Origin of the sequence: Acinetobacter nosocomialis NIPH 2119 (genome assembly GCF_000368085.1) — a bacterium.
GTDB lineage: Bacteria > Pseudomonadota > Gammaproteobacteria > Pseudomonadales > Moraxellaceae > Acinetobacter > Acinetobacter nosocomialis.
In genome coordinates this window covers 786224-801117 of the sequence record NZ_KB849239.1, presented here as the reverse complement: position 1 = coordinate 801117, position 14894 = coordinate 786224, and the positions used below count along the sequence as shown (strand labels likewise).

The following is a 14894-nucleotide window of genomic DNA, read 5'->3' as shown; positions in this document are numbered from 1 at the left end:
TGCTTCATGAAAATAAGAAGGTATAGATTTGGCTACCCCATACATAACTATAGGCTGTCCAACTACAGGAGGCGGTCAAGTAATCTCAGGGAACAGTTTGTTTCTAATTGATGGCATTGCCGTTGCTTGTGTCGGTGATAAAGCAACCTGCCCAACACATAAAATTGTCGCAACAATTGTATCTGGCGATCCGAATATGCAAATTTTCGGTAAAGCTGCTGCTCGTGTTAATGACTCTCTTTCATGTGGTTGTAAACTTCTACCAAAACAAAATTTGGTCGTTCAAGACAACGGCGGTGGAGCCGCATCTTCTGCTGCTAAATCATCACCAGCCCCTATGTCTCAAAAACAACCAGCAACAGACACCTTTGTAAAAGATGAGTACGAGAATTACTACATAGAGAATACTAAAACCACAATGGTTCCTTTTAAACCTTGGCTATATCCATACGATCAAGATAAAGCAACATTATTCGGTTTAGCTATGCAAGCTATGTCCGGTGCTTGTACATTTGAAGTCTCATATAAATTTGAAAAACAAAATCTATTCGTGACTGCAACTTTACTACCTCCTGCTTTAAAAGGGGATGCAACAATTTACCCTCAAGCAGCATTGCGTCTGTTTAAAGACAAAAAGCAGATAGGTGATGTTGTGAGATTGAAAGTGGAAAAGGGATATTGGAATACGGAAAATGATAGGCAACCTGTCGGTAGTTGCGAAATTAAACTACCTCCCCCAGACTTATCAGTAATCACAGTTCAATTGACAATGAAATATGATGCCAAGTTTGATGGTGGAACAGTTGTTACAAATCCACCTCATGTAGTGCATGAATTTACAATTACATCAGCAGCAAGACGGAAGAAATGAGAAAGACACTTACCTTAATTATTCTTGGCACAGCACTTCTGGGTGGGTGTAGTAAAGCTTCTGAAAGCACAAATCAGTCGGCGGCAAAAACTGAAACTCCAGCGCCTAAAAAACTATCTGCTAGAGATCAGCAGATTTTGGAAAAACATAATGAGTATGTGCAGAAGTATTCTCTTGAGAGCCCAGACGTTCTAAAAAAACGAATGCAAGAGTTACTGCCTGAAATCAACACAATGGAAGATCAGGGCAAGCGAGAAATGCTTCAAATGAATGTGTACTTAGCTGCACAGATGTATGATGAAGCATTGGCTTTAAATGAGAAACAAATTGCAAGAAAGCCTGAAAATCCTGCTTTGTATCTAGCTAAATGCCAAATCTTTACTATGCAACAAAAAGACAAGCAAACAATTAATCAATGCTTTGATACAGCAGCAACTGTTCTGAAAACAGCACTAGATAAACCAGAAAACAAGACAGATCCTGACTATAAACAAGGCGAGTTTTCATACTTACTTGCTAAGTACAAAGCTGGTCATCTGGAATACAAAGAGAAAATGCAAAAGTTCATCGCGGATACGCAAGATGAAAAACTGAAGAACGCATTCAAAACAATTTATGATGCAGAAGTTCAAAACTGAATTCAAAAAGCCCTGATCATTCAGGGCTTTTTTTAAATCGCTTTAACGCAAATTGTGACATTTACATTGCTATTAATTGTATGTGCCGTACAACCACATAAAAGAAAGCTCAGTAATAGTAACTTCATTAGGCTTCAGAAACCCTAGTAGCTGTTACGCCCTTTAATTGCGGTAAAGAATAACGCTTACTTGCTGGTTGAGGTGTACGTCCATACCAACGGAACTCTTGGAAATCTGAGTCATTATATAGGGCGTAACAAACTTTATTGGATTGGTTACCACCAAGGCAAACAAGTTTTCCAGTAGACTTATCACGTCCTACAACAAAACAAACATGGCCTCCTCCCTTACGGGTTTTAATAGCTACACAACCGTAAGCTGGTTTAGCTAATTTGGTACCATAATTCACATAATCCAATGCACGGTACCAATGCTTAGGATAAGCAATTCCAGCTGATTTCAAGCAATGAGCAACGAAAGTACCGCACCATGCTGTTTCATCATCCGCCCACCAAGCTTTAAGCTCCTTTAACCATTTCAAAATAGTTGGATTGTGCTGTTTACCTGGTATTTCTTGCAGACCAATGTGTTTTTTTGCTTCAGCCATCCAAGCTAATTCGTCAAACTTTGTCGTTGTAGGAATATTCATTAAAGTGTTGATTCCTACTAACTGGCCTGTTAATTGCGGGCCGTTGAGTCGTGGTTGAGAAATTTTCTTACCAATCCATGACAGAACAAGCATTAAAGTACCAGTAACAAATGCATGATATTTTTCAGGAATAACTTCATAATCAACACCCCATTGTAGTGCTGGCAATAAAATTAGCATGATGAATGCACCTACGGCGGGTAACTTAACAGATAGATACTGCCAAGCATTATTTTCAATTAACTTCATTCATCCTTCCTCTCTCGTTCAGTATCTTGCTCTAAAGCTTTAATACGTAGCTTGCTTTCTTTTTCACGCAATTCGCTCTCTCTACGTTCACGGCGATCACGTCTAAACTGAAAAATAAAGCTTATGAATAGGCCCGCTACAGCTACAATTGCACCCGAATAGCTCAACCAATTAAAAGATGCTAAAGACGCTAAAGCACTTGTTACACCACTAAGAATTGTTGTTTTATTTGCAAAACTAGTGATTGTTATTTCAAGTGTCTGATGATCAGACATGACCTATTCCCCACGTTTCATTTGTGGTTATTTTTGCAAGTGTTGTTGTTCTAATTGGTGTATGGTTCCAAATACAAAGAGCGAAAAAAAGCCCGAATTACTCAGACTTTTCTATATGAAAACTATCGGCCTCTACTTGCTAGGGCATTTAATCCTTTAATGACTTCTTGACCTAATTTTAAGAATACGTTGTGACGTTCAATTTCGTTTTCTAAATACTTCTTGCGGTTTTCCCATGCAGATGAATTGAAGTAAGTACTTTCAAAACTCAAAGGCATTTTTAATGCATCCGATAAAGGCATTGGGCAGTTTTCAGAAATACTACTTGCTGTATCAAGCAAAAGATCGGTCCAACTCTTTGATGATTCCTGTAAAGACGGAAGCGGTGCGAAATCGTGCAGGCGCGTCATCTGCACCTCTTTCCACTAAAATACCGTAGTTATCAACGCTTAACCGTAAATGAGTAAATAACTCATTGTTTAAATTATTAAAGTCTTGATAGCACAAATCAAAATCACTAGCTGGCATTTTCTTAATGAAATCTAGCCGCTGCTTAAATTGTTCTTCAAATAATTGAGGATTTGTTCTATCCGGCAATAAAGCTAAGTGCTCATGATTAGAATAACTCAACTGAAAAGCCATCATGCAGGCAATCCATTCAGCGACATTCTTACAATTTGCCTCTAAGAACTCCACTTCCATTCCAATAAGCTGTCTAACTGTAATTCCATTTTGAGTAATTTCAGTTTTCCAATTATTTTCTGATTGAAGGAAAACTTTAGACCAGTCTGTGTTCACCTCCAACATAGTATTACTTTGTTTTTCAAGATATTTAAGCAGCAATAAATACCGTTCCTGAACTGATAAAAGTAAAGGATCAACATTGTCTAATGCTGATTTCAGAAAAGCTGAAAGTCTTTTTTCATTAAAATTTGGAGCAATGATAGATATTTTGAGACATTGCTCAAAACTAAGCTCTTGCATTTGGTAGGTATTTTCACCAACGTACACAGGGTCAAAAGTAATCATTAGTTGCCTCCATATAATGAGTAAATATCCTTTGAGTCCCATGCAGTTCGACTCATTAAACTAATATTGACAGCTAAACTTAACCGGTTACCTTTTTCATCAATTGGCGCGACTATTGGTGCTGAAACACTTTCAAGAATAAAGGGTTTATAAGTTTTGCCATGAGTAGTGAGAGATACGAAAGGTGGGATAACCCCTGAAAACAAGCCTTCTAAGGTTGTATTTGAATTATTAATGACATTTTGCAGCGTAGAATCAGACGATAATGATACTGGTACGCTCCAAGCCTCCAACTGCATGATCTTGTCTTCAACTTCGGATTTTGCATCACTAAAGGCCAAGAAAAAGATTGATAAATTAAGACGTACTGATGATGTTGAAAGGAATACTTGAGTTGTATTTACTTTGGTTAAATTAGTTCGCCCTTCAACGCTCTTAAGCGCATTTTCAGCCGTTGCTAAAGGTCCTGATGCCATATCGCTTAAAGCAGAAATAAAGGGTGAGTTTTCTCCTAGAGTAGCTGCAGCTTGAAGCATTTGCCCGGTTTGCAAGTTAGCCATCAACATAGGCATCTTTAGTTCTGGATTGCTATTTTCAAATGGAGTTTGCCATTGGCTCTCAATACTTTTGTCGCCGTCTGTCAACAAAGCACGAATTACTGGTGAAGCTATAGGGTTACCATCCTTATCACAAAGAGAAAATTCAGCATATTTATGCTTTGAAATTGAGCCATAAAAAGGATCTGATTCAGTACTGGGCAACTTTGTTTTAGCTGTATTAACAGCTGGTGCATAAGCTAAAGCTTTGGACATAAAAAAGCCCTACCGTTAAAGTTAGGACTATTATTGAAGATAAGTTTATTAGCAGAACTCTACAGTTCCAATTAGGAGTAATTGAATAAACCGGAATTAATCATCTGTGCATCGAATAATTAAATTCAATGCATACTTATCATTTAAAGCATGTATTAAAGCTTTACTAAACATATCAATCTCTGTCTTATCATCATTAATGCTAGGATGGACTGTAAAATAAACAGAGATAGGCTTCATAGAACCATGGCGGTGCACATGACCTGAGAACTTATATAATTTAAAATTCTCAAGTTTTACTGAGTTGTATTCAAATGCACTGCTCATCTCCTCAATTTTAGTGATTTGAGCAAGTTGGGATAAATAACCATCAAAAGAATGTAAATTTTTAGGTAAATTAAAGTATTCAATTACGGTTTCTTCACCTAACCAAAAACTTAAATAAACGTCATCTTTAGAAATATATCGACGCTCCCCGTTAACTTGATGCCAGTCATTTTTTTCACGCAAAGATTTAATATTTTCAAAGTTCATAGATGTACCATTGTCTAAGAAATCAATTTAGTTTTATAAGATTAAGGCATAACTCTACACTTTCAAGTCCTTTAAATAATTAAAAAAATACGCTCTTTGTGAGCGTATTTTTTTATACTAATCTTATGCAGCTAAATTAATATTGTTTTCTTGCTCAAATTCATCAATCTTCTTAATGATTTCAGCAGACTTGTTATATGGCATAACAATCTCATCAAACTCATTTACTTCTGACCCCCAGAATTTGAGCATGATATTCTTGATCTGAGGTTTATCAACGCCGTCGCCATTGAATACATACTTGCTACGTTCAGTTCTGACATAAAGATCGTACTTAGCAAGCTGCTCATCAATACGTAGTTTTCTAGGAGGCATTGCGATATCACGAATTTCTGAAAATAGATCCTCTACACTTGTAAGGTGCGTAAAGTCTAATTCTCGTGTTATTGGAACATCATTAGAGCCTGCATGTTTTTCAATAATGATGATACGAGTTGAAACGGCGGTACCAGCATTTTTAAAGGTTGATTGAGGCAACCAGATTTCAGCTGTCAAAATTGCACCAGGTGTACTATCAATAAATTCGTCCACTTTAGAATCCATAGAACCACGTGGTACTAAGGCCACAATCCGACCACCATCATAAAGATGACCAAAAGCTTTCTTGATATGTTGAATTGCCAAAGTGCCAGCATGACCAAATGGCGGATTCATCACAATTGCATGGTACTTATTCAATGATTCTAAAGATTCGAATGTATCAACAATTACTTTTGCACCTGTATTTGCCATTTGAGCACGACTAGCTAAAGACTCAGTGGGTTCAATCATTGTCAGCTCTATATCTTGCGGAACAAAACGACCAATAGCTCCATCACCAGCACTAGGCTCAAGCACAGAATCGCCAGTGTGTACCCCTGCCCATTCAATCATTTTGAATCCTAGAGGTTCAGGCGTTGCATACCATTCCTTACCTTCGCGGTTATCACGACTTTCAGAACGTTTGCCTTTGGCATAGTAGAATGTTAGTGCTTGATCAAATGGGGTTAACTTAGCAATACGGGCATTTTCTTCATCATATGCTTTACCACCAATACCATCATTTAGACTTGGCTCTTCATATTTAGCTTCTTCATAAGCCTGAATTAACGCTTCTTTGATACTTACTACAGCATCAGCACCTTTTGCAAAGTTATCTACTGTTTCTGCGCGTCCAGCAATCGTGTCTGCAAATGCAGCCCGTTCCCATGCAGTACCAGTAGTCAAGTATCTCTGAATAGCATTTGAAGCTTGTCCGGTTCGATAGATACGCCCTTCCGTCTGTCTCAACTTTGCTGGCTTTGTTGGTTGACCAATATTAATGAGTACTCGCTGGTGTTTACCAGTTGTATCATGCAAGCTAATCCCAGTAGAACCAGCATCTGACTGCAGAATGAGAATATCGTGCCCGCTATCATCAGTATTAAATAACGCTACATTAGTTTCACGTTGTTGCTTTGAAAGACGGCCATTAAATAAAAGAGCACTAGGAAATGCATTCTTTAAAGTTTCAACAGGTGAATCATAATCAAGATTGAGATTTACTAGATCCGGTCTATTTTCTTTGAATGCATTATATTCAAGCTCAATATCTTCTCTAAGTGGGCTTTCATATTTTTCGATATCAAGCTTACTAATCAAGAAAGGTGCAAAACCACCGCCCTCGTTATAGTCATGAAAAATTACTACTTTACGACCTAATGCTAAGTGCTTTTTCACCATATCAACACAAGCTTCAGCTTTAATAGCTTCTAACAAACGGCGTCTTGCTAAGTAATCAAAGCGTTTTGCAATAATTTCGTATATGTTTTTAAATCGGTTGCCAGTGAATAGCCGATCATATTCTTGCATAGAGGCATGACGTCCCCAGCCTGTTGTTGGTTTACCAGTTTGAGCAGCCCATTCTTCAAAAGTTCGTGTTTTGTGCCCTTCTATTTCTTTATAACCATTGCGAAGATAAGTTAAACCTTCATCAATAAGTTCACCAACACGAGAGCCAATTAGAATGAATTTACGATCATAGTCAAAATTTACTTCTAAATCCCGCCCAGACATAGCACCAGTGTTTTTAAGATTTTCGGCGAACTGTCTTTCAAGTACACCTGTATCCACCTTAGCTTCTGGTCGCGTCAACTTACCATATCGCTTTCGATATCCAAGATTTCCCATATAGAAGTGCTCTCGAGCCTTACTAAAGCCTTCAGCTAAATTACCTTGGTCATCAACAGATACTGAAGGAGACATATAATCAAATAAATAGCCTTCCGCCCAATCAAGTGAAAAGTGATAACTAAATGGCGTAGCAGATAAGAAAACAACTTTGACCTTACTTTTCTGGTGTTTCCAATTCAAATTCCAGATCTTTCGTTGTTCATTTCGAAGGATCTGCATTTTGTTATAAGCACTTAGGTATTGTTCTGTTTCTTTACCATCTTCATCGAGCTCTTCAATTGGCATCTGATCAGCAAATTTATCTTCAAACCATTCACTAAAACCATGCAAATGCCCGGTTAATGCTCTTAGTTTGTTTAATGCTGCAGTTGCTTTACCATCGGATGATTGCGATAGAGTATGTGCCTCATCAATTAATATCAGGTCCCAATGTTTGTGAACTAAACTTTTATTTTGTCCAAAATTAGCAAAGGTTGTGACCACGACTGTGTGTTCATCACCGCCGTTATCTTTAATACTTTTTAATTTGTAAGCTTTGATATTCAACGGACTTGAGCTTTTTACAAAGTCATTTGCAATCTTATCATTCAAGGTAACAATCAAAATATTCTTGAGACCAGCATTAATAAAACGCTTTGCCACTCCAAGCCCAGTAAAGGTTTTACCTGTACCAGTGCCGTTAGTAAAAAGAATACCCTTCTTATTTTCCTCAATTAACCGCTTTTCAGTTTTTAAAACATCACCACGTTGTGCCAGTTGCAGATATGGCAAAGCTGCGTCAATATTTGAAGCATCGCTCCAAATTGTTTCTACATTATCTGCTTTTAATTGAGCTTCTAGCTTTTCATCTATGGCAGCTCTAACTGATTTAGCAGATTGTACAATTGATCGATCTCTTGCTCGTTTAAGAGATGATCTCTTACCAGATAGTTCACCGCCTCCGCTGCTGTTAATCCGGTTAGTACTGGCTCTACTATTTCCATCTGAAGATTCATTTCTTGGATTTCGGACGCTAGATAAACTTGCATCATTACTTTTTGATAAGCCAGAATTACTGTCTCGGAGTACCCCAATTTCTCCATCATTTCTGATTGCTTCTGAAGCCTCAAATTCATCATTTCCTGATCCAGTTGTAGAAACAATTGGTCCTCTGGATCTGAGACGAAATTCGCCAACTGATTCCACATCTGAATTGGTATTTGATACATGTAAGAATAATCCTTTTACAAGTTGCTGATCTTCTGAAAGAAGAGAGTCTGGAATAGCTTTAAGATGTTTTGAGCGTACAAGAATTTCACCCTGATAATAAAAGGCATAGGGGTCAAACTCTTTAGCTTTGGTTAATTTGATGCCTTTAAGACCAATAACCTGTAATGTTTTATTCTTTTTAGTGGTGTAAGCCTTTAGCTCTTTATCGCAAGCAAAAAGACTGACAATAGTCTCTAGCTGTTCAATAACATTTCTGGAACTATTATTAAGGTGTTGGATAACTGATTCATCAATGTTTTTGATAGCCTCGTTATATAAGACTTCAATAACTTCATCCAATTTTGGAAAGTCACTTTCTTGACGGGCAAAAGCTAAAGCTTGCTTTGCTACAGACAAGTTAAGTTCTATTTGCTTATGGATTATAAGAAGGAAAAATCGAGCAATATTGCTCTGATAATGCATGAAATCAATCATGTAATAAATCGCAACCAATACTGTGTCTTTAGTGATTGGTTTGAGCTTTAAAATGGACATATATCCCTCAACATAGGAACTTTACATTCCTATGTTGAATGATCGTAAGTATCTAATTTTTAGTAGGTTCCAGATCTAAACATCTAATTCTTCGAAAAGAATGTCATTAATTTTGTTCCCTTCATGATTTTCTTTGTCATTACTTTGATCAATTTTAGCTTTCAAAGCACTGTGGAAACGTTCAGCTCCCTCTTTCGTTAATCGAATTATTTTAGGGCTACTTGAACTGCTGGAATCAACCAATGAATCGTACATTTGCACACTAATGAAATCATCACCAAGCACTTGTTGTGCATATTGGATAGCATCTTTTACACTTACTGGTTCAGGTTCACCAAACAATCCTACATTGCTGCTATCTAAAGCTTGTTTCTCTGCAAATTCAGCTAAAGCTTTAAATAACATACTCATTTTTTTTGAACTGCGGCTATTCTTGGCGAGAAATACGGCGAGCTCAGCAACACCTTCTCCTAGATCCTCAAAAAGCCCTTGCTGCTTTACAAACTCAACAATATCTTGATCATTTTGCTTTGCAGATAAAATTGTATTTGCTGCATCAATAATTGCATTAGCAACACGTTGATCAATGGCTTGCTCCATTCCATCAACGATTTGATCTGATATATCTTGAACATTTCCACGACTTATGGCTTGCGCTTCAATAAATTTAGGGGCAGCAACACCAAGCGCATTAAGCATATTTTGAAGATCTGGTTTTGTATGATCAGCCATCATTTCTAGCAAACGATCATCATTGTACGCTTTACTAAAAATTGCGGCCTTGATTCTGTTTATCAGTGCTTGTGTTGGTTTTTTATCTTTCGTTGTGTACTGGGCAGCTTCTGTATCACCTAATTTACTTAAAAAACCTTGAATAAACTTTTGATTACTTACTGCTAATAAATCGCCATCTTCACTCGGATTAAAAAGTGCCAGTAAATTCTCATCTAAACGTTTAGCATCAGCTTTAGCACGTTCAGTTGCTGTAAAAGACAACTTATCATCTTGGTTAGCATCTATTGCAAATTGAGCTCTATCAATCTCGGTTGTACGAATACGTATCAAAATCGGTTGAGCTATTGCTTGGACCTGCTCACTACTAAAGCCAAAGTAATCGGCTTCATCAATCAACCATTGTTTATACTCATCTGCGGTACCGCGCTCATAGGCAAGCTTGATAGCCATTGTTCGACCATTTCCTGATTCTACAACTAAATCATCACCAGTTATCGGTGCTCCCGTGTCTGCCCGACCTGAGCGGCCTAGGCTTTCGGGGTCTAAATCATTAGCAGTTTTCTGTACCCATGCTTGTGAGGATTCACGACTACGATCTCGTGGCTGCAATTCTTGCGGATAATTAGGGTTTTCCGCACCAGTTGCTGTATGAGATGCAATTACTTGATCAATATCAACTAAAGCGAATACAGTAGAAATCTTTTGTCCTTTGGCTGTTTTCACATTATTAGTTCTACCCTTCAAAAGCCCAGTAAAGGGCTGTTTAGGTTTAAAGAAACTAATCATTTGATCAATTACAACTAATGGATTCTTAGCAATATCTTGAGTAGAAATTAGATTTAAAGTTGTCATTAGATATTCTCCGCTTCCATTTTTTGCACTTGATTCAAGAGTTCTGTCACCGCTGGAATAAGAAGTGGATCATTTAAGTCTTTTTCTGCTTCATCTCGAATTTGCTCTAATAACTCAAGATTAACTTTAACCTGCCCTTCAATTACTGAACGGTAAAGTTGATTACCTTCATCATTTGTCGTACTAGGCTGAAGATCTTCAACTTCTGTCGGAGCATTTAGTTCTTTAGATTCATCATTATCTGAATTTTGGGCTGGCTCTTTATTACTGAGGCGATCCGCTAAATGTTCATCTGCCCATGCTCTTGAATATTCATAAAATGCTGTTAAATATTCTGGTGAACCTTCGGCCCCATTCCAGTTTTTTAAGAATTCACCACGGCGATCTGAAACCCAAGCCATAAAGTCTATGTTGTTAGAATCTTCAGGATTTTCCAAAGTGTCTAACCATGCTTGCATCATTTTGTTTTCAGCTATACCAGCTGCACGTGCAGCTAAAACTTCTTCATCTCTTTTTTGTTTAGCTTCATTTTCGGCATCAATAAGTTTTTTTGCTTCTAATTCTGCTTGCTGTTGAGCCAAAGCCTGGTCATCTAGTTCAGAAATCCATTCACGTGCCCAAACTACCGCATCAGAGTCCCCCTCTAGAGCCTTATTGATACGTTCAAAGAATGCTTGGTAACGTAAACCATCTTCACCTGCCCATTCAGGATCAGCATTTAAACGCTTTAAGTCGGCTTTTAAACGTTCGGCTTCTTCATCAGAAATACTATCTGGTAACTCATTATCGAGACTATTCTCTTTAATGATTACTTCATTTTCTTCAGATTGCTTGGTTAACAATGTATTTTGCAACTGATCCAATTCATTTAATAAATTGGAAATTTCTGCACTTAAAGAATTTAATTGACTTTGTTTTTGCTCGAGACGTAGTTCAGCATCTGCTAAAGCCTTGGCCTTTTCTGCTTTTTTAGATTGTAACCGCTTAAAACGATTACTATTTTGGTTAATCAACTTCATAATTCGACCAGCGAGAACTGGAATTGATATTCCTTCTCCCTGATTAGGCTGAATTGCAGCCGTAATATCCCGATTGTTCATTAAAATCTTCCATGAAATTAATGAATCTGCTGGACTAATTTTTTTTGATAATCGATCTGGCTTATGAAAAAGGATTGTGAAGTTTTGGCCGTCATCAAAATCATAAGTAAGAGCAATTTGAAGGACTTTTTTATGCTTAAAGGGCTTACTTTCCGTAACGTTAACGATTTTGACGCCAGTTTTTGAAAACTGATCCATAGAGTGATGCAAAATTGCAGACAGCTGCTCTAAATGCTGGTAATCAACGATAATAGAGTCGTAAAGCGCTTCTTCTACGCCTAGACTAGATAAAAGTGTAGGTAACCCATCAAATTTACTCAATAATTGGCTGTGATCATCATTTCGTTGCATATCTAATAACAACTTAGAAGTATCACCCTCATGAGAAATTAAATTGATTCCATCCCATTCAGGTTTTTCAGCTGCTACAACATTTTGTAATTGTTCTAGTTGCCATCTTTGAATCGGTTTTGAACCCGTCAAATTAAATTGTTGTGATGATAAATGGCGCTTAAGTCCAAATTGATTTGTTTCAATAACATCTGTAACACTAGCATCAAACATTCGGCCAAATTGCAGTATCGCTAAATCAGCTGCATGCTGGTCATCGATAGCGCCTAATACCGCAACAGAATCAAACGCATCTATCCCACCCTTTTTACCTTTTAAATTTACAACACGCCAGAAATCATTTTCCGTGTAATCTTCAGTGACTAAAGCATTAATTTGACGGTAATCACCCTTAATAAACCCAATTGAACAAGCACCACTATTCACCATGGAGTCAAAACCATGTACTAATCGGCTTTGATGTGGTGCGTGTGTTTGAAAGAAAATTGATTTAACACTCACGGAGTTATCCTCATTTTAATTTGAGGATATTTTCTCAAGTAGGTGAATCTATAAAGGCAATGAGTTCCATAGCTTATTTTAAGTTGGGAAACATTTTGATGAAATTTAAAGTAACAATGGCATGTGCTTTATTAGAGGCATCAAGGGGCAAATTGCCTGCTTGAAGTGAAACTAGATGCTCAATTTCAAATTGGTTTTGATTTCTTGCAGCTTTATCAAAAGCATATATTTTTAATCTCATTAAGTATTCAATTGGTGGCGGCTGAGTACCATCCTTATTAAACATTATTTCTTTTATAGCTTTAGCACTATTCGCAATAGCTGCTTCTTTAGTCTCAATAAATGAAATGCTCAACTCATTTGAAGCATTACCAGTTACATGGTTGAGTTGAAAATGCCCCACATGCACTGCATCGGTTTGGGCATCTAGTAGTGATACATCTACATTATTGGCTAACCAAGCAACTTTGTTTGAAGGATCAAAAATTGGAATATTTGCTTGAGCAATTTTACTGTTTGCACGGTACGGGCGAATTTCAATTCCAAAATGGGCCGCTGAAAGTGTCCCTAATGCGTAAAGTTCCTGATAATGTGAAACAGCTCGATCAACAGTTAGACCAGACCACAAGACAGGATTCTTAGCAAAACGTTCTTTAAACGGATTTAAAACGTTTCCCAAACTGTTATTTATAGTTTTATTCTGTGTTTCGTATTCAAAAAAAGCCATTATTCTTCATCCTCTGGAAATTTACGGCTTTTAGCAATACTTTCAGCTAACGTTAATGCTTCCTCATATTTCATACCTGTATCGCGCTCAAGAATGTACGCCATAATATCTACATCTAAATTTGATTCTTTCAATGACGCGATTACTTGTGTTTTAAGTAATGTTGTATTCATTCTTGATTGAGCATTGTTGATTTCTTCTGTAGCTGCTGCAGTTTGGTTTGAATAATATTCAACTTGCCAAGGGTAATCTTCAGGCTCAAATTGTTCGTTGTAAGCAAAACCCCAATCCAAATGAAGAATTTGATTAATCCCTTCGGAAGCTGCTGTTCGAATGTCTTGTGACCTACGCATGATTTGTGCAGAAGTATGGAATGCTCCACCTTCTCCAATACCGCCAGTTAACATATCAGCCCAACCAACCATGCTTGGATCTAGACCAATTCCGCCCATCAGCAAACGGACATTAATCATGAATTGTTCAATATTAATAGGTGAGCTTCGTTGATTCTTGATATCACCTACTGGATTTAGAACTTGTTTTTCATCAAATACCGGAAGCATGTGAAAAGCAGTATTCCAGACTGCTTCACCACCTGATAAAGCATCACGGACATAAGCCTCATGATTTTTCAGTAAACCTTCTAAACCACGGATATAGGCTTGACGTTGGGCTGGCGGCATTCCTGACATATTTACTGTCAAGAACATCTGATTTACGGTATCTGCGATTTGCTGGCTATTCATAGATGCCAAAGCGAGGATTACATCATCATAAATATCTTCAATCTCATAAAGAAATGAGCCGCCTAAATGCGCGGGTAAGATTGGTAGCTCATCTGGATCATCACCCTCCAACATTTTCGTGACAAGTCCAGTTTCAACAAGCTCATATTGAGCAATATTGCTCATACGGGGCATTTTGAAACGTACCATTTGAATAGTATTCAGCTTGGTAATAGTTTTTTGCCAATTGCGAGGATCTAAACAAAAAAAGGCGACAGTCTTACTGCCTTGTTCGAAAGGCTGTATTAATGGCGGATATGTATACTCATTACATACGAGGTCAATTACACCTTTATCTTTTTTCCCATAAATACGTGCATAGGAATCACCGAAAGAAATAGCATCTCGGGCAAGTTTGCTTAAATACTTATTGATAAGCTTTTCCATCTTTACACGGCGCTCATCTAGTTGTTTTTTTAGTTTTTCAGCTGCTGGTCCACTGGCCTTTTTCAAGCGTTCGGCAGGTGTAATAAAGACTTGTTGGCCGCTATAAGAATCTCCGCCTAATGCGGCAGAAACATGAATCCCCATACCCTCTGCGATAGGTGCAAAGCGTAACATTCTCTCCCATTTTGTAAGAATTTCTTTTCTAGTACGTTTTTTATTGGCTTTGGTTTGGTTAGTCCCAAGTGAAAACGGAGCCATAGTTTCATATAGCTGTGCTGTTGCATCCTGATTAGACGTATCGAATTGCTGATCATATGAATTAACATTTTCACCGAGTAACAACGATAAGAACCGAGAAGACATAACGAAGCCAAAATACCTAAATAATTATGTATTTTGAAGGCTGCTATTTTTTTACTTTTAGATGGGTTCCAAAGTGAATTGG

General features: G+C 37.5%; 13 protein-coding genes. 2 read left to right on the top strand and 11 right to left on the bottom strand.

All coding sequences use genetic code 11. The features are described from left to right. Positions 1 to 28 precede the first annotated feature (28 nt). On the top strand, positions 29 to 871 hold the full coding sequence (locus tag F984_RS07815; RefSeq protein ID WP_000235276.1) for a PAAR domain-containing protein: 843 nt from the start codon (positions 29 to 31) through the stop codon (positions 869 to 871). Further along, positions 868 to 1509: a hypothetical protein gene (locus F984_RS07810; RefSeq protein WP_001232738.1), complete on the top strand. Its 642-nt coding sequence runs from the start codon at positions 868 to 870 to the stop codon at positions 1507 to 1509. Before F984_RS07815 ends, F984_RS07810 begins: the two co-directional genes overlap by 4 nt. 127 nt (positions 1510 to 1636) lie before the next feature. Here F984_RS07810 and F984_RS07805 read toward each other — a convergent pair whose 3' ends face one another. From F984_RS07805 to F984_RS07760, 11 genes are all read right to left on the bottom strand, one after another. Further along, entirely contained in the window at positions 1637 to 2407 is a 771-nt protein-coding gene (locus F984_RS07805) for an NlpC/P60 family protein (RefSeq protein WP_000766538.1), read from the bottom strand. After that, positions 2404 to 2682 carry a phage holin family protein gene (locus tag F984_RS07800; RefSeq protein WP_001279706.1) on the bottom strand — a complete coding sequence of 93 codons (279 nt, stop codon included), beginning with the start codon at positions 2680 to 2682 and terminating at the stop codon, positions 2404 to 2406. The genes F984_RS07805 and F984_RS07800 overlap by 4 nt, the downstream gene beginning before the upstream one ends. A 122-nt stretch (positions 2683 to 2804) precedes the next feature. Then, positions 2805 to 3023 carry a hypothetical protein gene (locus F984_RS0103775; RefSeq protein ID WP_000887468.1) on the bottom strand — a complete coding sequence of 73 codons (219 nt, stop codon included), beginning with the start codon at positions 3021 to 3023 and terminating at the stop codon, positions 2805 to 2807. Next, positions 3016 to 3711 carry a hypothetical protein gene (locus F984_RS07795; RefSeq protein ID WP_000627462.1) on the bottom strand — a complete coding sequence of 232 codons (696 nt, stop codon included), beginning with the start codon at positions 3709 to 3711 and terminating at the stop codon, positions 3016 to 3018. The genes F984_RS0103775 and F984_RS07795 overlap by 8 nt, the downstream gene beginning before the upstream one ends. Beyond that, a complete protein-coding gene (locus F984_RS07790; protein WP_000030333.1) occupies positions 3711 to 4523 on the bottom strand; it encodes a hypothetical protein in 813 nt (270 codons plus the stop codon). The genes F984_RS07795 and F984_RS07790 overlap by 1 nt, the downstream gene beginning before the upstream one ends. A gap of 96 nt (positions 4524 to 4619) precedes the next feature. Then, positions 4620 to 5057, bottom strand: a complete 438-nt coding sequence (locus tag F984_RS07785; RefSeq protein WP_004708341.1) for a hypothetical protein — start codon at positions 5055 to 5057, stop codon at positions 4620 to 4622. A gap of 123 nt (positions 5058 to 5180) precedes the next feature. Next, entirely contained in the window at positions 5181 to 9011 is a 3831-nt protein-coding gene (locus F984_RS07780; RefSeq protein WP_000025568.1) for a DEAD/DEAH box helicase family protein, read from the bottom strand. A gap of 75 nt (positions 9012 to 9086) precedes the next feature. Further along, a complete protein-coding gene (locus F984_RS07775) occupies positions 9087 to 10598 on the bottom strand; it encodes a hypothetical protein (protein ID WP_000209679.1) in 1512 nt (503 codons plus the stop codon). Continuing rightward, entirely contained in the window at positions 10598 to 12550 is a 1953-nt protein-coding gene (locus tag F984_RS07770; protein ID WP_002080875.1) for a defense against restriction DarA-related protein, read from the bottom strand. The genes F984_RS07775 and F984_RS07770 overlap by 1 nt, the downstream gene beginning before the upstream one ends. 73 nt (positions 12551 to 12623) lie before the next feature. Further along, entirely contained in the window at positions 12624 to 13277 is a 654-nt protein-coding gene (locus tag F984_RS07765) for a hypothetical protein (RefSeq protein ID WP_004708335.1), read from the bottom strand. Next, complete coding sequence (locus F984_RS07760; protein ID WP_000098521.1) at positions 13277 to 14812, bottom strand: hypothetical protein; 1536 nt, start codon at positions 14810 to 14812, stop codon at positions 13277 to 13279. The genes F984_RS07765 and F984_RS07760 overlap by 1 nt, the downstream gene beginning before the upstream one ends. Positions 14813 to 14894: the final 82 nt, after the last annotated feature.

Coding starts and splice junctions, on each gene's coding strand:
- F984_RS07765 (WP_004708335.1), bottom strand. CDS start 13,277: ATGGCTTTTTTTGAATACGAAACACAGAATAAAACTATAAATAACAGT.
- F984_RS07760 (WP_000098521.1), bottom strand. CDS start 14,812: ATGTCTTCTCGGTTCTTATCGTTGTTACTCGGTGAAAATGTTAATTCA.
- F984_RS07780 (WP_000025568.1), bottom strand. CDS start 9,011: ATGTCCATTTTAAAGCTCAAACCAATCACTAAAGACACAGTATTGGTT.
- F984_RS07790 (WP_000030333.1), bottom strand. CDS start 4,523: ATGTCCAAAGCTTTAGCTTATGCACCAGCTGTTAATACAGCTAAAACA.
- F984_RS07805 (WP_000766538.1), bottom strand. CDS start 2,407: ATGAAGTTAATTGAAAATAATGCTTGGCAGTATCTATCTGTTAAGTTA.
- F984_RS07795 (WP_000627462.1), bottom strand. CDS start 3,711: ATGATTACTTTTGACCCTGTGTACGTTGGTGAAAATACCTACCAAATG.
- F984_RS07785 (WP_004708341.1), bottom strand. CDS start 5,057: ATGAACTTTGAAAATATTAAATCTTTGCGTGAAAAAAATGACTGGCAT.
- F984_RS07800 (WP_001279706.1), bottom strand. CDS start 2,682: ATGTCTGATCATCAGACACTTGAAATAACAATCACTAGTTTTGCAAAT.
- F984_RS07775 (WP_000209679.1), bottom strand. CDS start 10,598: ATGACAACTTTAAATCTAATTTCTACTCAAGATATTGCTAAGAATCCA.
- F984_RS07810 (WP_001232738.1), top strand. CDS start 868: ATGAGAAAGACACTTACCTTAATTATTCTTGGCACAGCACTTCTGGGT.